This is a genomic window from Advenella faeciporci, from assembly GCF_014652395.1.
Lineage (GTDB): Bacteria > Pseudomonadota > Gammaproteobacteria > Burkholderiales > Burkholderiaceae_B > Advenella > Advenella faeciporci.
Map to the genome: position 1 here is coordinate 370,148 of NZ_BMYS01000001.1, position 17,463 is coordinate 387,610.

The 17,463-nt window shown below is 52.0% G+C and carries 14 protein-coding genes; 8 read left to right on the forward strand and 6 right to left on the reverse strand.

Translation table 11 applies throughout. The features are described 5' to 3' along the window. Positions 1 to 59 precede the first annotated feature (59 nt). Positions 60 to 1,235, reverse strand: a complete 1,176-nt coding sequence (locus IE074_RS01760) for an ABC transporter substrate-binding protein (RefSeq protein ID WP_189383711.1) — start codon at positions 1,233 to 1,235, stop codon at positions 60 to 62. Positions 1,236 to 1,499: 264 nt separating this feature from the next. On the opposite strand from IE074_RS01760, the gene msrB reads away from it, so the two are divergent. Genes msrB through IE074_RS01780 form a run of 4 tightly spaced genes read left to right on the forward strand, consistent with a single transcriptional unit; the run spans position 1,500 to position 3,511 of the window. Continuing rightward, positions 1,500 to 1,892, forward strand: coding sequence for a peptide-methionine (R)-S-oxide reductase MsrB (gene msrB / locus IE074_RS01765; protein WP_189383712.1), 393 nt, complete (start codon positions 1,500 to 1,502; stop codon positions 1,890 to 1,892). Further along, positions 1,889 to 2,434: a septation protein A gene (locus IE074_RS01770; protein ID WP_189383713.1), complete on the forward strand. Its 546-nt coding sequence runs from the start codon at positions 1,889 to 1,891 to the stop codon at positions 2,432 to 2,434. Before msrB ends, IE074_RS01770 begins: the two co-directional genes overlap by 4 nt. Positions 2,435 to 2,442: 8 nt before the next feature. Beyond that, positions 2,443 to 2,703: a BolA family protein gene (locus tag IE074_RS01775; RefSeq protein WP_229793845.1), complete on the forward strand. Its 261-nt coding sequence runs from the start codon at positions 2,443 to 2,445 to the stop codon at positions 2,701 to 2,703. Positions 2,704 to 2,719: 16 nt separating this feature from the next. Next, complete coding sequence (locus IE074_RS01780) at positions 2,720 to 3,511, forward strand: foldase protein PrsA (protein WP_189383714.1); 792 nt, start codon at positions 2,720 to 2,722, stop codon at positions 3,509 to 3,511. 57 nt (positions 3,512 to 3,568) lie between these two features. On the opposite strand, the gene ligA is transcribed toward IE074_RS01780, so the two are convergent. From ligA to smc, 3 genes are read right to left on the reverse strand one after another with little or no spacing between them, the layout of a single operon-like run. Continuing rightward, entirely contained in the window at positions 3,569 to 5,611 is a 2,043-nt protein-coding gene (ligA, locus tag IE074_RS01785; protein WP_189383715.1) for an NAD-dependent DNA ligase LigA, read from the reverse strand. Between the two features lie 16 nt (positions 5,612 to 5,627). Further along, on the reverse strand, positions 5,628 to 6,692 hold the full coding sequence (locus tag IE074_RS01790; protein ID WP_229793846.1) for a cell division protein ZipA C-terminal FtsZ-binding domain-containing protein: 1,065 nt from the start codon (positions 6,690 to 6,692) through the stop codon (positions 5,628 to 5,630). Between the two features lie 18 nt (positions 6,693 to 6,710). Further along, a complete protein-coding gene (smc, locus tag IE074_RS01795) occupies positions 6,711 to 10,244 on the reverse strand; it encodes a chromosome segregation protein SMC (protein WP_189383716.1) in 3,534 nt (1,177 codons plus the stop codon). Positions 10,245 to 10,488: 244 nt separating this feature from the next. Between smc and lplT the strand changes: the two genes are divergently transcribed. Then, on the forward strand, positions 10,489 to 11,802 hold the full coding sequence (gene lplT / locus IE074_RS01800; RefSeq protein ID WP_189383717.1) for a lysophospholipid transporter LplT: 1,314 nt from the start codon (positions 10,489 to 10,491) through the stop codon (positions 11,800 to 11,802). Between the two features lie 93 nt (positions 11,803 to 11,895). On the opposite strand, the gene IE074_RS01805 is transcribed toward lplT, so the two are convergent. Continuing rightward, positions 11,896 to 12,810 carry a uracil-DNA glycosylase gene (locus tag IE074_RS01805; protein WP_189383718.1) on the reverse strand — a complete coding sequence of 305 codons (915 nt, stop codon included), beginning with the start codon at positions 12,808 to 12,810 and terminating at the stop codon, positions 11,896 to 11,898. 6 nt (positions 12,811 to 12,816) lie between these two features. Beyond that, positions 12,817 to 14,103 (reverse strand): tRNA (adenosine(37)-N6)-threonylcarbamoyltransferase complex dimerization subunit type 1 TsaB, encoded by a 1,287-nt coding sequence (gene tsaB, locus IE074_RS01810; protein ID WP_189383719.1) that lies wholly within the window; start codon positions 14,101 to 14,103, stop codon positions 12,817 to 12,819. Between the two features lie 365 nt (positions 14,104 to 14,468). On the opposite strand from tsaB, the gene ompR reads away from it, so the two are divergent. The 3 genes from ompR to IE074_RS01825 are packed head-to-tail and all read left to right on the forward strand — an operon-like array spanning position 14,469 to position 17,227. Then, positions 14,469 to 15,203: an osmolarity response regulator transcription factor OmpR gene (gene ompR, locus IE074_RS01815; protein ID WP_189383720.1), complete on the forward strand. Its 735-nt coding sequence runs from the start codon at positions 14,469 to 14,471 to the stop codon at positions 15,201 to 15,203. 15 nt (positions 15,204 to 15,218) lie between these two features. Next, on the forward strand, positions 15,219 to 16,631 hold the full coding sequence (locus IE074_RS01820; protein WP_189383721.1) for an ATP-binding protein: 1,413 nt from the start codon (positions 15,219 to 15,221) through the stop codon (positions 16,629 to 16,631). 47 nt (positions 16,632 to 16,678) lie between these two features. Next, a complete protein-coding gene (locus IE074_RS01825; protein ID WP_189383722.1) occupies positions 16,679 to 17,227 on the forward strand; it encodes a peroxiredoxin in 549 nt (182 codons plus the stop codon). Positions 17,228 to 17,463: the final 236 nt, after the last annotated feature.

Genomic DNA, 17,463 nt, shown 5'->3' on the forward strand with positions numbered 1-17,463 from the left:
ATGGCCCGCCTGCTGACAGGACGGGCCACCAGAGCATTTATGGCGCTGATCGGGCTGGCTTATTCGGTACCCAGCTCGGGCGCATAAACCCACTTGCCATCAACAACCTTGACCAGTACGCGCGAGCGTTCATCAAGACCTGTATGATTGTTTGGGCTCATGTTGAAAATACCATGCACACCTTTTACGTCACTGGTATTTTCAAGCGCATCGCGCATGGCCACGCGGAAGGCTTCGGTACCAGGTTGTGCACCGCTGGCAATCGCCTTGGGAATGGCTGCATTGATTAGTGCAGCGGCATCCCACATATGGCCGCCAAATACACTCACAGAGCCTTTGCCGAATTTGTTTTCATAGCTTTCTATGTAAGACAGGCCTTCGGCCTTGACCGGATTATCATCGGCAAGCTGGTCGGCCACCAGCAATGGACCCACTGGCAATACCAGGCCCTCGCAGGCCTTGGCACATACACGCAGGAAGTCGCTATTGGCAGAACCATGGGTATGATAGATTTGACCTTTATAGCCACGCTGTTTAAGTTCGCGTTGAGGCAAAGCACCCGGTGTACCGGCGGTAGCCACCAGAACCGCATCGGGTTTGGTGGCCAACAGTTTAAGCACCTGGCCGGTAACGCTGGTATCAGGACGGTTATAGCTTTCTTCGGCCACAATCCTGATATCGGTGTCTTTCAGGACACTTTTCACTTCATTCAGCCAGCTTTGGCCGTAGGCATCGGCAAAACCAATCACGCCCAGGGTTTTGACATTCGCTTTTTTCATGGCATCAGCCAGGGCCTGTGCCATCAGGAAATCGTTTTGGGGGGTTTTGAACGCCCATTTCTTGGCGCCTTCCTGGGGCTCAACCACGACAGCATTACCTGCCAGGCTGATGACCGGCACTTTATTCTCGGCGGCGACATCTACCATGGCCAGGGAGCCAGGGGTCACCGTGCTGCCAATCATGACATCGATTTTGTTTTCACTGATCAGCTTGCGCATGTTTTTAACGGCTTGCGTGGTGTCAGTTGCATCATCATATACAACGTAATTTACCTTGACGCCATTCACGTCGGCAGGAACCACGTCGACTGTGTTTTTTTCAGGAATGCCCAACGAGGCTGCCGGACCGGTAGCGGAAATGGACACACCAACATTGACGACGTTTTGCGCCATCGCAGTACCCACGAATGCAGTGGCAAGCATCATACTTAAAGAGGTTAATTTGGCAAGCTTCATGTTTAATTTGTCTCCAGGGACACAATAAATGGGGCAGTAAAACCGCAGGTAACAAAAGGCAAACGTGAATCTTACCATTTGTCAGCCTTGAAAATACCGCAGAACCTCATTTTACGCTAACATAGTGCCTTGTAATGGGCTCCTGGCGCACTTTTTCCCGCATTCAAACAATGTGTAACAAAAAAATAAACTTATCCGGGAAATAAAACACATAATACTCATTTCATTTAAAATGGCATGTTTCATTCCCCAAACAGGTGAACAGTGAAAATCATCAAATCCGACGCGCAATGGCAACAGGAGCTTACTCCTGAAGAATATTATGTGGCGCGGCAAAAAGGCACCGAACGCGCTTTTACCGGGCGCTACTGGAACACCTTCTCGGCAGGCATCTACCGCTGCGTGGGTTGCGGCACTCCCCTTTTTGCCTCAGACACCAAATTTGATGCGGGATGTGGCTGGCCCAGTTATTTTGAACCAATCAACCCCGATCATGTCAGAGAAGAGCGTGACACCAGCCATGGCATGGTTCGTACCGAAATCCTGTGCAACATCTGCGATTCCCATCTAGGACATGTTTTTCCCGATGGACCGCCCCCCACAGGCCTGCGTTATTGCATCAACTCCCTTTCTTTACGTTTTGAACCCACCGAATGAAAAAATTCCTGTTTGATTTTTTTCCACTTGTCCTGTTTTTTGTCGCTTTCAAAGTAGCCGACATCTACGTTGCCACTTGGGCTGCCATTGTGGCAAGTGTGGCGCAAATTGCCTGGCTCAAGCTACGCAAAAAGCCTATTGAAGCCACTAACTGGATGAACGTGATTATTATTGTCGTGTTCGGTGGTGCCACCATTTATTTCCAGAATGAAGCCTTCGTCAAATGGAAGCCCACCGTTCTTTACTGGATGTTTGCAACCATCCTGCTCGGCGGCAAACTGTTTTTCAAAAAAAATCTCATTCAAAAACTGCTTGGTGCCCAAATGAACATGGACAATCATGTCTGGGACAAACTTAATTACAGCTGGTCGGGTTTTTTTATTATTGCCGGTGCCATCAACCTGTTTGTTGCCTTTTCGGGGTATTTTACCCTGGACCAATGGGCAACGTTCAAGGTGTTCGGCATGACCATTCTGCTTGTTATTTTCGCTATCGGCCAGTCCCTCTGGATCAGCCGCCACATTGACATTCCCGAGAACTGAGCCCGACCATGTCAGATCGTATTAAATTAATTGAAGAAAGGCTTTCTGCTCTTTCCCCGCTCAAACTACAAATCATTGACGACTCTCATTTGCATGCCGGACATGCCGGCAGCCAAAACGGCGCCGGCCATTACACGGTCATCATTCAGTCTGCCCTGTTCAATGATTTAAGTCGGGTTGCCCGGCAAAGACTGGTCTATGATGCCCTTAATGACCTGATTCCATTCCCAATCCACGCACTTGCCATTCAAACTCAAACTACTATTTGACAACAAAAGGAAACTTATGAAACGCTTTATGTTACTTGCCGCAACTTGTGCGGTAGCCCTGCCTGCTTTTGCCCAGAACATTGCAACCGTGAATGGCAACGCCATTACCGAAGCCGAACTTAACAACACCGTCAAGGCCCTGGTTGCCCGTGGTGCCCAGGATACCCCCGAGTTCCGCAAACAGTTAACCGAAGAGCTCATTAATCGCGCCGTGCTGGTTCAGGAAGCCGAAAAAGCAGGCATTGACAAGAAAGATGACGTTTCGCTTGCCCTGAGCAATGCAAAACAGGAAATCCTGATTGCCTCTTTACTGCAGGACTGGAGCCAGAAAAACCAGATTTCCGATGCTGAAATCCAAAAAGCTTACGATGAAATCGTTAAGGCAAATGCCAATAAAAAAGAATATAAAGTAAAACATATTCTGGTTAAAGACGAAACAGCCGCCAACAAACTGCTAAAAAGCATTAAAGACAAGAAAGCCAAGTTTGCCGATGTAGCCAAAAAAGAGTCCATTGATTCAGGTAGCGGTAAAGCAGGTGGCGATCTGGGCTGGGCACCTGCCGAAAACTATGTACCGGAATTTGCCAATGCCGTCAAAGCAGCCAAAAAAGGCCAACTGATTGCCAAACCCGTGAAATCACAATTTGGCTGGCACATCATTCAGGTTGAAGACGAACGCGCCGCCCAGGCACCCAAACTGGAGGAAGTAAAACCACAACTTCAGCAAATGCTAAGCCAGCAAGCCCTGCAAAAGCACATGAAAGCACTGCGTGACGAAGCCAAAGTTGAAATCACCGAGAAAAAATAAGCCCGATTGCAGACATAGGGGTTCCCACGCAGGAGCGTGGGAACCAGGATCAAGCAATCAGGACAGGCCCAGCATGCGTCTTAACTGATCTTCATCTATCACGTTTACGCCCAATTGACGGGCCTTTTCAAGCTTGCTGCCGGCATCGTCTCCAGCCACCACATAACTGGTTTTTTTGGATACTGAGCCGCTTACCTTGCCACCAGCTTCCATAATAAGCTTGCCTGCCTCTTCGCGTGACCAGGTAGGCAAAGTACCCGTCAGCACAAAGGTATTACCAGCCAGCGTATCATTCTGGCTTTTTTCAAGCTGTTTGGGCTGCACACCCACTTGCAGCAAATCGGCAATCACATCCTGGTTATGCTGCTCGGCAAAGAAGCGGCGAATGGAACCCGATACCACAGGCCCGACTTCGGTCACTTTCAGCAATTCTTCTTCAGAAGCCTGCATCAGCGCAGTCATGCTGCCAAAATAACTAGCCAGATCACGTGCCGTCGTTTCGCCTACGTGACGGATGCCCAGGGCATAAATCAGACGGGACAGCTCAACCTGCTTGCTTTTTTCTATCGCATTCACCAGGTTCTCGGCCGATTTTCGACCCATACGCTCAAGACCCATGATCTTTTCAACAGACAGGCGATACAAATCGGCCAAAGAATGCACCCAGCCCTGATCCACCAATTGGTCGACGATTTTTTCACCCAGGCCTTCAATATCCAGCGCCTTGCGACTGGCCGCATGCAAAATGCTTTGTTTGCGCTGGGCCGCACAAAACAGCCCGCCGCTGCAGCGTGAAACCGCTTCATCAGGCAAGCGCTCAATAGCTGATCCACACACCGGACAAGCCGTAACCATCACAAACTCACGTGCATCGGCCGGACGCAATTCGGGCAATGGACGAACCACTTCGGGAATCACGTCTCCGGCCCGTCGCACAATAACCGTATCACCAATCCGCACATCTTTGCGCCTGATTTCATCTTCATTATGCAACGTGGCGTTGGTCACCGTAACTCCGCCCACAAACACCGGCTGCAAACGCGCAACCGGCGTAATGGCTCCTGTACGTCCGACCTGCACTTCTATACCCAGCAATTTGGTGCTGACTTCTTTGGCAGGGAATTTGTGCGCAACGGCAAACCTTGGCGCCCTGGAAACAAACCCCAGTGCCTGCTGGGCCGCCAGATGATTGACTTTGTAGACCACGCCATCAATTTCATAAGGAAGGCTGGCACGTACACGACTGACATGGCGGTAAAATTCCAGCATACCGTGCACGCCCTTGACTACCCTGCGCTCTTGCGCCAGCGGGAAGCCCAACTGGGAAAACCAGGCCAGCATGTCGGCATGGGTAAGTGGCAACGGGCTGGTAAAACCGGAGATTTCCCCCCAGCCATAGGCAAAAAACCGTAATGGTCGCTTGGCGGTAATGCGCGGATCCAGCTGGCGCAAACTGCCCGCGGCAGCATTACGCGGATTCACAAACACCTTTTCTCCACGGGCATCCTGCTGCTGGTTAAGCTTTATGAAATCCTGGCGATTCATCAGCACCTCACCGCGGATTTCAAATACGGACGGCAGGTTTTCTCCCTGCAAACGCAAAGGCACCGAAGCAATGGTACGTATATTACTGGTCACGTCCTCTCCGGTTTGCCCGTCTCCACGGGTAGCCGCATGGGCCAGCACCCCATTTTCATAGCGAATACCAATAGCCAGGCCATCAAGCTTAAGTTCACAATTGTATTCAACCATATCAGCCAGCCCCAGCAAACCGGCATCACGCAAACCGTCAGTCACCCGTTTGTCAAAAGCAGTGATGTCCGCTTCCTCAAAAGCATTGCCCAGGGACAACATGGGTACGGCATGCCGGATACTGGCAAAAGAAGACAGCGGGGCACCCCCTACCCTTTGGGTAGGAGAGTCGGGGGTAATCCATTCAGGATGGGCTGCCTCAAGTTTTTGGAGTTCATGCATGAGCGCATCGTATTGCGCATCGGAAATAAGCGGCGCATCCTGTACATAGTAAGCCTGGTCGTGTTTTCTGATTTCATTGCGAAGCGCCTGCAATGCCTGCGCCTCAGGGTCATGCTTTATTACCATTTTTATACTTCAGCGATCAGGAAAACACCAGCAAGGCACGGCTCGAACCAGCCGGAATACCCTGTTTGTCAAGTTCATCATAAAGCTCCACAAGCTTGCGATCGATAGCGACTTCGGCACCATCCATGACAGGGCGTCCGGAATCATCGACCAGCTGGGCCTTTAAGGCAACGGCCAGTTCTTTTGCGACCCCCAGCATGCGACCAAATGAATGCTCGTCGGCAGGACTGCGCGGAACATCCAGCAGCAAACCGATATGATCAACACCGGCAGAACGCACGCCTTGGCCGGGTTCGTTACCCAGCAACAACAGAAAACGGGGTACCCCATCTTCGTTACACCAGGCAAAATCGTTGCCATATTCCACAAAACTCATGCGACGGATAATATCCACAATAGCCGCCACGGGCTGGGTACCCTGGAGTTTCAGGGTAAGGCCAACCTGCGTATCCAGATTGGCGCACAGCTCATCCAGGGACTGCGCACGTTTGAGCAGGGCATCGGCATTGGGGCTTTCGGTACTTGCATCAAAAACATGGGCCAGTTTATCGGCCATGACCAAGGCCTGGGACCATTCAATTTCATTCAGGGGCCCCTGGCGATTGGCCAGCACCACGGCCATTTGCAATGAGGTATAAGACTCATTGGGATTCAGGCGGGCACGATGGTAACCATCGGCAGTTTCAGCAAAATAACGAATGGACTTGCTGCCTGCCTGACGATAAGACTGGATTTGCGCCAGCAACCTGGCTCCGGGAACCGCGGAAGCAAAATGCAAGTCAATCACCCCTTCGCAGACTTCATCAACCGTTTCCTCGTCATGGGCCTGTTTGATGGAGGCAACCGCAACATCGGTCTCGAAGGCGGGATCTTCATCTGGCAGGCCAAATGCCGGCTCTTCACGCAAGGAGCCAGTATGTGTATGGATGGGTTCCGCACTTAACAAAGGGTCTTGCTCCGGCTCGGGGAACCTGTTTCGCATTTTGTTCTGGACACGCTGCTCTTGCCACCAATTGAACAGCAACACCAATAAAATCAGTACAACACCAAGTGCGATCAGACTTAGCTGCAAATTACTCATATCTTTTTAACCCTATGATTATGATGCTTCATTGGCCAGTTGGACAGCCGAATCAATATCTACGGCAACGATTCTTGAAACACCCTGCTCCTGCATCGTAACACCAATTAATTGCCGGGCCATCTGCATGGCTATTTTATTATGAGAAATAAATAAAAACTGTGTCTGGTCACTCATGCTTTTGACCAGATTTGCATATCGTTCGGTATTGGCATCATCCAGCGGTGCATCAACCTCATCAAGCAGGCAAAACGGCGCCGGATTCAGTTTGAACAGGGCAAATACCAGCGCGGTTGCGGTTAAGGCCTTTTCTCCGCCTGACAGCAAATGAATCGTACTGTTGCGCTTGCCCGGTGGCTGTGCCATCACCTGCACGCCGGCATCCAGGATCTCTTCACCGGTCATGATCAGGCGGGCTTCACCACCCCCGAACAGTTTTGGAAACAGCTCTCCAAAGTGACCATTGACCTGATTAAAAGTTTCCTGCAACAAATCCCTGGTTTCGCGGTCAATTTTGCGAATCGCATCTTCAAGCGTCTCGATGGCCAATATTAAATCATCATGCTGGGCATCAAGGAAGCCTTTACGCTTGCGAGCCTCGGCCAGTTCCTCAAGCGCGGCCAGATTAACCGAACCCAGGCTGTCTATTTGCCGTGAAACCTTTTGTACCTCTGACTGAAGCCAGCCGGTTTTTTGCCAATCGGGCGGCAGATCGGCAAGCATGGCCCGCAACTGATCACGGTCAACCTGGTGCTGATCCAACTGGTCGGCAAACTGCTCGACTGCCAGCCGGGCTGCCTGTTCGTCCAGCTGCAACTGCATGATACGGGCCCGTAAAGGTTCAATGGACTGTTCAAGGGCCAGTCGGCCGTCATCGGCATTACGCAGGGTGGCAGCGATATTTTCCAGTTCAATCCGGGCCTGCGTCAGGGCCTCTTCTTTTTCTGCCCTTGTTTCCAGCGCGTCCTGCAGGCCGCTGCGGATGGCCTCTTCATCAAAATCAAAGAGCTCCTGCTCAAGGTTATCCAGTTCTGATTGGGCTTGTCCGCTTTGATGACGGGCCAAATCCTTGTTCTTTTCAAGCTCGGTAATGCGGGCTGCCAGCGAACGCTTGCTGAACTCGGCTTCCTGGGCCGAGCGCTCAAGATCCCGCAGGGCCTGTCTGGCCTGCTCGGCCTCTTGAGCCAGGTCTTCTCCGTGTATTTGCGCATCGGCATGACGGCCTTGTATTTCACCCAACTCCATGTCCAGCGTTTCAAAACGGGCCTCACTGGTTTCCATGACGGCATGCAGTTCCTCGCGCTGCATGTCCAGGTCGGCCAGATCCTCATTCAGGCGGCGGGCACGTTCGTCAGACTGCTGGATTTGCTGTTGCAGACGGGTGTACTCCAGTTGCAGGTCATGACTGCGACGCGTTAATTCGGCCAATCGCTGGCGAGCCGGCACCATTGCCTGCGACACCTGGTTCCAGGCACTTTCACTGCGGGCAACCGCACTGATGGCCTGATCGGCAATTAACTGGTCTGCCTTGATTTCCCGTTGCAGGTTTTCTATTTCATTCTGGCGTGCCAGCATGCCCGCCTGTTCGGAATCGGCCGCATAAAAACAAACCCCGCTGGCATCCACCACATGACCGCTTTTAAGCACAAACTGGCCACCCTGGGGCAACTGCTCGCGGCTGCTCAGGGCCTCGGACAGGTCGTCGGCCACAAAAATGCCACGCAACCACTGCGCCAGCAAGGTCTTAAGATCGGTATCATTGCAACGAACCAGCGACAACAACGGTTTCATCCCCTGCGCGCCAGGCTGAACCGCCAAGGGGGCAGCCGGTTTCTGATAAAACGCCAGACGGGACGGTGGCGCATCCTGGGCAAAAGCGCGGGTAAGCGCGAGATTATGTACCTCGATAGCGGCCATTCGTTCACGCAATACCGACTCAAACGCGCTTTCCCAGCCCGGTTCTACCTGAAGCTTTTGCCACAGACGGCCAAGAGCGGATAATTCATGTTTTTGCAGCCAGGGTGCCAATGCCCCCTGTTTTTGCACGTCTTCCTGCAGCTTTACCAATGCGGCCAACCGGGCTTCCAGACGGGCCAGATTGGCATTTTCGGCCTGGGCGTTTTCATGCGCCTGGCGACGGGCTTGCTCAAGCCCGGGCAGGCGTTCTTCAAGGTTGATCAACTGTGCCTGTGCCTCTTCCAGTTGCAAGGCGGCAGCGGCACTGTCGCCAGCCAGTTGTTCACTGCGACCGGTATCGGGCAGGGCAATTTCACTTTTTTCTTTAAGCAGCCTTTCCCGGCGCTGCTCAAGCGCTTGCAGCTGACGGTTGGTTTCCCTTTGCTGCTGCCCCACCAGCGCCAGGTTTTGCTCAATGCCGGCCAAAGTACTGCGCAGGCTCTCGCGCTCGGCAGCGGCCTGTCTGAGCCGGTTTTCCAGCTCGGGCAGGTGCGACTGCATATCTTCCACCCGGGCGCGTGATTCTTCGGCCAGTTCAGCCGACACCGCGCTTTCTTCTTCGAGCAGGGCTATTTGTTCTTCACAATGCCGGTATTGTTCTTTCCATTCCTGTATTTGCGTTGTTAACTGTGACTTGCGGCTGTGCAGGCGATTACGCGAATCGGCCACATGCCTGATTTCGGTTTCAAGGCGGCTGACCTGCGTATTGGCTTCATACATGGCGGTTTGTGCCGCATGAACCGCATCACTGGCCTGATAATGTGCCTGACGACGCGCTTCCACTGCCGTTTCAGTAGACCGCAGCTGTGCCAGTGCCGCTTCAAGATCGGTTTGTGCCTTTTCGCTTTCCTCGGCCTTGCGCTGCCTTTCCTGCCTGGCATTCTCTTCGCGAATCATCCACAGCACATGCTGTTTTTTCTCGCCCTCTTGTTGCAGGCTGCGATATTGCGTGGCCACCTCGGCCTGTGATTCGAGTTTGCCCAGCTGGGCATCAAGCTCGCGCAGGATGTCTTCAACACGCGTCAGGTTTTCACGGGTATCGGCCAGGCGATTTTCTGTTTCACGACGACGCTCTTTATAGCGGGACACCCCGGCGGCTTCTTCAAGGTACACACGCAGCTCTTCGGGCTTGGCCTCGATAAGGCGATTGATCATGCCCTGGCCAATGATGGCATAGCCCCGGGAACCCAGACCGGTACCCAGGAACAGATCATGAATATCGCGGCGCCGTACCTGCTGGTTATTAATGAAATAACTGCTGGTTCCGTCTTTGGTAAGGACGCGCCGGACAGAGATTTCGGCGTAAAGGCTCCATTGCCCTATCGCACGGCCCTCGGTGTTATCAAAAACCAGCTCAACAGAGGCCCGCCCTGCCGCCTTTCGATTGGCTGAGCCATTGAAAATGACATCTTGCATGGACTCGCCACGCAGCTCGGAAGCCTTGGTTTCGCCCAGCACCCAACGCACGGCATCGATGATATTGGATTTTCCACAACCATTGGGGCCCACCACGCCCACCAGCTGGCTGGGAACAGGAATGGTGGTTGGATCGACAAATGATTTGAAGCCGGATAATTTTAGTTGGGTTAAACGCACGTTAAAAGACAGAAAACGATATTAAATTGGTTTCATGCAATTTATGAATGACAAGTTGCATGAAGCCTTAAACCTTATATAATAACCTAGCTGCACACAAAATATGGTCAATAAAAGTCACCGTCCCACTAAATTTTACCGGCCCGTTTTTACATTCACGGTAACTGAAAAAAACGGATGGCAAGACTTTATTTCTTAGTGCTAGCGGTCACTTCACAGTAAAAAACAAAAAATTGGAATTCGGTTGAAAAAAGGTTTTTATCTCGTCATGATCGCGCAAGCACTATCTTCGCTTGCCGACAACGCTTTATTTATTGCCGCAATTGCACTTATTGCCGAATTAAACGGGCCAGACTGGATGACTCCAGCCATGAAATGGTTTTTTGCGTTTTCCTACGTCATACTGGCCGCTTTCGTGGGTGCCATTTCAGACTCCTACCCCAAGGGCAGGGTCATGTTTGTGACCAATGCCATTAAAATTTCGGGTTGTCTGCTCATGTTCGGCTTCGAATTTGTCGCAGGTAACAATCACTCTCTTCACGCTTATATCGTTTGTTTTTCATATGCCCTGGTGGGTATTGGTGCCGCCGCCTATTCACCGGCCAAATACGGCATTGTGACCGAACTGCTCCCTCCCAACGACCTGGTCAAGGGCAACAGCTGGATAGAAGGCCTTACCGTGCTTTCCATTATTCTTGGTGTGGTACTGGGCGGCAAACTGACTGAACCGGCCATGTCAGGCTGGTTGCTGGCCAACCCGTTTATCAGCACGATTGCCAAAACACCGGCTGAAGCGGCCATCGTGGTTATTGCCACCATTTATATTCTGGCCGCCCTGTGCAATCTGTTAATCCCCAACACACACTTTGTTTATCCCAAACAGGAAACCAGCCCGGTCAGGCTATGCAAGGTTTTCTTCAGCTACGTCAAAATACTGTGGCAAGACAAAGTCGGGCAAATTTCCCTGGCAGTCACCACCCTGTTCTGGGGGGCCGGTGCAACCCTTCAACTGGTGGTTTTGCAATGGGGGCAAGACCACTTGAACCTTAGCATTGCCCAATCAGCCAATTTAATGGGGGTCGCCGCCATTGGCACCGTACTGGGTTCGGTACTGGCCGGCCAGGTTCCCTTACGTAAAGCGCTTGTCGTGTTGCCTGTTGGCATTATCATGGGCCTGGCCGTCATGCTCATGACCATCACCAAAAGTGACTGGAGTGTTTATCTGGTGCTCATTTTAATTGGTGGTCTGGCCGGATTTTTCGTGGTACCCATGAATGCGCTGCTGCAACACCGCGGGCATGTCCTGCTTTCAGCGGGGCATTCCATTGCAGTGCAAAACTTCAATGAGCAGCTTAACATCCTGTTCATGGTAGCCGCCTATGGCGCCATGGTAGCCTTTGACATGCACATCAATACCATCATCATTATTTTTGGCTCTATTGTGGCCGTATTAATGTCATTTATCATTGTCTGGTGCCTGGTCAATAAAAAACGTTACCCCGAGACCTTCAATGAAATTGGCGATATCGGCCACGGGCGGGCGCAGCAAAATACATAGTATTGGGCCCTGCCGTGAAACCGGGCCAGGGAAAACGGTTTGTGCGCATTTGTGCTCACCGTGCCGGCTGGCTTTAAACAAGAGGCAGGCCATCTATGAACTGGAACGCACAATCCGCAACGCTGTTTGCAGGTCTTGCCAAACCCGGGCCTTATCGGCTTGCGCAACCATTAAATGGTTAGGGTGATACGTCACCACAACGGGCACCTGTTTCCCGTTTGCATCGTTAATAAAACAATCTTTGGCACGCAAGGCCTCAAGGGTTTCATTGCTGCCCAAAAGCCGGTTGGCGGCACGCCCGAAAACCACAATACACTTAGGCTGGACCCGTTCAATCTGTGCCTGTAAAAAACCCAGGCAACTGGCCACTTCTTCTTTTGAAGGCGCAATATTGGCAACCGGCCGGCATTTGACCAATGGGGTTATAAACACGGTTTCACGCTGCAAACCAAGGGCCTTAAGCATATTGTCAAACAGGGCTCCCGCCTTGCCCATAAAGGGCTGTCCATGCCAGTCATCCTGCTCACCCGGGGCTTCCTCAACAAACATCCAGTCGGCAGGCAGCGCTCCTTCGCCAAAAACCGTCTGCCTGCGATGCTCACTTAGTGCGCAGCTGGTGCAGTTGGCCACACTATCACGCAGGCCAGGCCAATCAAGTTGACCAAGATCAGGCCGCAGCACCACGGCTGGCGGGGTTTCTTCTTGTGATATTTGCGCGGGTATCGGCCTTTCAAGCTGACGGGAAGGCCGCTGTGAAACAACCGAACGGGAAGTGGCGAAGGCCTGTTCTTCGGCTTGCCGGCCAGACTCTTTTGTACCGGCCAAATGGCCAGGCCCTGCCACACCGGGCTTGACAGCCGAAACAGCCTCTACCTGACGGCCACTCCCAAGCGCCAACAGGGGCTCGCCCCACAGGCGGTCTATGCCTGACTCTTGCAACCACAACGCCTGCAAGCCATTTAGATTGGGCCGAACCGGAACCGGAGGAATTAAATTATTGGATACCATGAGCCATTATGCCACATGCTTTTGCATGACCAGTGCATCTTCACTTTCACCATTATTACCCGAATAATAACCCTTACGCATCCCAATTTGCACATAATGGTGCCGCTCGTAAAAAGCCCGCGCCTGGCGGTTTGAAGGCCGCACCTCAAGCACCTGCAAATCCAGCCCAGCCTCTTTAAGTCTGTTCTCGGTAAAAGCCAGCAAACGTGCACCCAGCCCTTGACCCTGAAAACCGGGAGTGACGCCAATTAACAGCAGATGGGAAACATCGGGGGCCAGCATTTGCATGGCAAAGCCCAGAATGGTGTTTTGCCTGTCTGTGATAACCCAGCCCGGATAATTGGCTTTAAGCGCATCCAGGAAATTCCCCTTGGTCCAGGGTTTTTCCTGCACTGCCTGCTCAATGGCCACCACTGCATCAATATGCCCTTCATTCATGGCCTGAACAAGATAGTCATCCTCTGGCGGCCGGCCTGAGTTTTCGGGCAAAGCCTGGCTACTGTTAACAGACGGCAGGCTGGCCTTGGGATTACCGCCCGCCCCCTGCTCACGCTCTTGAGTGGTAAATGCCACCTTGTCCCGGACATACAGCGGACTGGCGTGATCGGCCTGAATAAACGACTTGTTATGCCAGGCAGGCAGGGCCAGCTGCACAATGGTATCGGCTCCCGCCCATTCAGACGGCCCATAAGCAATACCTTCATGCCCCAGCAATATATCGGGATAGGCAGCCAGTGCATTACCAGCCAGTAAAAAGCGGATCTGCCTGCCCGCATTACGCTCCCATTCAGGCCGCTGGCTTTCCAGCCAGAATAAAACCTGATCGGCCGCAATCAAACACGGCCCCTGGACGGTTTCCAGCTGATGGGGGTTATTGGCGTCTTGACGGTAAACCCCCATGAAAACCTCATTCATGCGGGCGTCAAGCACGCTGACGATGTAAAGGCCACTGGCCTGCGCACGCGCCAGCTCGGCAGTGGCCCGCAACGATGTGACAGGATACACTGGCACCCCCAGGCCAAAACCCAGCCCCTGTGCGGCACCACAGGCAATACGCAAGCCGGTAAACCCGCCCGGACCCTGCCCGAAAGCAATGCCATGGATATCGTTTTTTTGCAGACCCGCCTCTTCCAGCAACTCATCAAGCATGGGCAACAGGCGCTCTGCGTGTTGCTGACCCAGCGTGTTGTGCCGAACCGTTATCCTGGCATTGCCTTGCTCATTGGCACACAACAAGGCCACACTGGAGCCGGAGCCCGAGGTTTCGATTCCAATCAAATTAATATTCGTCATAAAAAATTCAAGAAACTATCGTATATACCGATATGCAACTAACCTTATTTGTTACAAAATGCCAGAAAGCACATAACAAGACAAAAATACACCAAACTTGGTTTAACGCAAATGTTTTGAGAAAACCCCTTTTAAATTTGCTTTATTCTACTGATAATAGTGCATTGCCACTCATAAAATAACATTTTAATGGTTTAAAGATCAGTATCTGCAAAATTTGGTTCAATCCTTTGCAAACAAACGGATCTTGTTTATTACAGGCACAAATATCCGTTACACAAGAATCACAATTACCCGGACTTTTTTTGTGTAACATGTTGTGAAACCCCCTAGTTAACCTTTTTGAAGGCTGTTACATTTCCGGTATGAATACTCAAAATCAAACTTCACCTCGAAAAATACTGGTTGTAGACGACGATCAACGCCTGCGTGATCTACTGCGTCGCTACCTGTCTGAACAAGGGTTCAATGTTTTTGTAGCCGAAGATGGCAAAGAAATGTCCAAGCTCTGGCAACGCGAACACTTCGACCTGCTGGTCCTCGATCTCATGCTGCCAGGCGAAGATGGCCTGTCAATATGCCGTCGCCTGCGTGGCGCCGGTGACAACACCCCCATTATCATGCTAACGGCCAAAGCGGAAGAAATCGACCGCATCCTTGGTCTTGAAATGGGCGCCGATGACTACCTGTCCAAACCCTTCAACCCCCGCGAACTGCTGGCAAGGGTCAATGCCATTTTGCGCCGTCGCGGCTCCGATGAACACCCTGGGGCGCCCAGCCAGGAAAATGAATCCATTATTTTTGGACCATACACCCTGAACCTGTCAACCCGCACCCTTAGCAAAAACAACGAGGTCATTCCCATCACCACAGGCGAATTTTCAGTACTCAAAGTCTTCGCGCGTCATCCCAAAATGCCCCTGTCCCGTGACAAACTCATGGAACTGGCACGCGGACGCGAATACGAAGCCTTCGACCGAAGCCTGGACGTTCAAATTTCCCGTCTTCGCAAGTTAATCGAACCCAATCCTGCCAAACCGGTTTTCATTCAAACCGTATGGGGGCTGGGTTATGTTTTCGTGCCCGATGGCGGAAACTGATACCTCTTATGCTAAATGCTGGAAGATAAAAAGCACTTAAAAGGTTTATTCCAAAAAACGTTATTCAAGGCCCGGCTGAGTTTATTCAGCCGGTCTTTTTTGCTGCTGGCCGCCTTGCTGATTGTCAGCCTGGGTACCTGGCTTGCCGTCTTTTTCAGCATGCAGGAAGAACCCCGTGCCATTCAATTGGCCCAGCGGGTCATTACCGCCCTTAAAATCACTCAAAAATCCCTGCTTTACGTTCCCTCCTCAGAACGTAACGCCTTGGTGATTGACCTGGCCACTGACAGTGATATCCAGTTTTTTCCCCGCCAGCTGGATGACACCACCCTTGCCTTGCCCAACACCTTTTTCTGGAACACCTTCATTCAACATATCAGGCTGGAAACCAAAGACCCCAACACTTTGGTAGCCGCCAACATGAACGGCGAGACAGGGATCTGGATCAGCTTTACGGCAAATGATGACCTGTACTGGCTTTTGTTAAAAAACGACTCTTCCGAAATATCCCTGATCAATGAATGGCTGGGCTGGGGCATTATTGCCCTTATATTGGCGGTAACCGGCGCTGCCATAAGCGTCCGGTTTGTCAACATCCCCCTTTCGCGCCTGTCCAAAGCCGTGCAGCAAGTCGCCCGCGGTGAAAACCCGGCCCCCCTGCCTACCAACGAAGGCCCGCTTGAAATTCGTGATCTTAACCTTGCATTCAATCGCATGGCACGTGATTTGCGCCAGACCGAAGCCGACAAGGAACTGATGCTGGCTGGCATTTCCCATGACCTGCGCACCCCCCTGGCACGCATGCGACTTGAAATTGAGCTGAGCAATGTCAGTGATGAAACCCGCGCTGCCATTGACGGAGACCTGGCCCAGATTGACCATAGTATTGGCCAGCTTATGGAATATGCCCGCTCTGCCGGCGTCATTCCCGATACCGCCATTGATGTTTCCGAAGTATTGACCATGCTTTGCCAACGCGAAAAAAACTATACCGAATCCCTGGCCGGCACACTGAAATTTGATGTAGCACCAGGACTCTACGCCAAAATCGGCGAATTGAATCTCAAACGCATCGTCAGCAACCTGATTGAAAACGCCCGCCGTTATGGCAAATCCGCGGATGGTGTGGTGCATATCACCGTGACTGCCCGGGAAACAGGTTCCCTGATTCATATTGACATTAGCGACCTGGGGCCTGGCATACAAAGCAAAGACATAGAGCGCCTGCTCCGTCCCTTTTCCCGTGGGGAAGTTGCCCGTACCGGCGTAAGCGGCGCAGGCCTTGGCCTTTCGATTGTCGAGCGGTTGCTCAAGCACGTAGGCGGCTCGCTACAGCTCTTGCCCAACAAGCCTACAGGCCTTACCGGCCATATTGAAATACCCAAAGCCAGGCAGGCAAACAATCAGGCAGACATCTTAAAGCGTTAGCGTTATACTGACCCGGATCTGGAAACCTTGAGGAATAAGGAAAAATCATGAAAACCATTGGTGACAAACTGGAAGCGTTTAAAGTGATCGGCGTCAAGCCTGGCTTCAACAAACACGAAGAAAACGGTGTTTCTGCATTCGAAGACATTACCGAAAGTTCTTTCCCGGGCAAATGGAAAATCATCTATTTTTACCCTAAAGACTTCACCTTCGTCTGTCCTACGGAAATTGTCGGCTTCAACAGTCTGGTACAAGAATTTGCCAACCGTGACGCGGTTCTCATGGGCGGCTCGGTTGATAACGAATTTTGCAAATTGGCCTGGCGCCGCGAGAATGCCGAGCTGGACAAGCTGGGACATTATTCATTTGCCGACTCGACCGGCTCATTAATAGACCAACTCGGTATCCGTGACAAATCGGCCGGTGTCGCCCTGCGGGCCACGTTTATTGTAGACCCCGACAATATCATCCAGCATGTTTCAGTGAACAACCTGAACGTCGGGCGCAACCCCGAAGAGGTCCTGCGCATCCTGGACGGCCTGCAAACCGACGAACTCTGCCCCTGCGGCCGTGAAACCGGCGGAAGCACACTTTGACATCGCCGCCGCCCTGAAGGACGGCGATTTTTACGGCGCTCAGGCGGCAATCACCTGAATTTGCTACTTGAATCGCCTGAATTTGCTACTCGTTTACTCGCTCCTGCTTTACTCGTTACTCGTTCCCACGCTCTGAACTGACCCCCAAAAGTTGGACACCCATTCAACTTTTAGGGGTTTTTCAATGGAAAAATATGATGTGCAATTCAAAGTCAAATTAGTAAAGGAGTATCTGT

Excerpts from the sequence above, each read along its gene's own strand:
- IE074_RS01760 (WP_189383711.1), bottom strand. The coding sequence starts at position 1,235 with ATGAAGCTTGCCAAATTAACCTCTTTAAGTATGATGCTTGCCACTGCA.
- IE074_RS01770 (WP_189383713.1), top strand. The coding sequence starts at position 1,889 with ATGAAAAAATTCCTGTTTGATTTTTTTCCACTTGTCCTGTTTTTTGTC.
- IE074_RS01775 (WP_229793845.1), top strand. The coding sequence starts at position 2,443 with ATGTCAGATCGTATTAAATTAATTGAAGAAAGGCTTTCTGCTCTTTCC.
- IE074_RS01780 (WP_189383714.1), top strand. The coding sequence starts at position 2,720 with ATGAAACGCTTTATGTTACTTGCCGCAACTTGTGCGGTAGCCCTGCCT.
- ligA (WP_189383715.1), bottom strand. The coding sequence starts at position 5,611 with ATGGTAATAAAGCATGACCCTGAGGCGCAGGCATTGCAGGCGCTTCGC.
- IE074_RS01790 (WP_229793846.1), bottom strand. The coding sequence starts at position 6,692 with ATGAGTAATTTGCAGCTAAGTCTGATCGCACTTGGTGTTGTACTGATT.
- IE074_RS01805 (WP_189383718.1), bottom strand. The coding sequence starts at position 12,810 with ATGGTATCCAATAATTTAATTCCTCCGGTTCCGGTTCGGCCCAATCTA.
- tsaB (WP_189383719.1), bottom strand. The coding sequence starts at position 14,103 with ATGACGAATATTAATTTGATTGGAATCGAAACCTCGGGCTCCGGCTCC.
- ompR (WP_189383720.1), top strand. The coding sequence starts at position 14,469 with ATGAATACTCAAAATCAAACTTCACCTCGAAAAATACTGGTTGTAGAC.
- IE074_RS01820 (WP_189383721.1), top strand. The coding sequence starts at position 15,219 with ATGCTGGAAGATAAAAAGCACTTAAAAGGTTTATTCCAAAAAACGTTA.
- IE074_RS01825 (WP_189383722.1), top strand. The coding sequence starts at position 16,679 with ATGAAAACCATTGGTGACAAACTGGAAGCGTTTAAAGTGATCGGCGTC.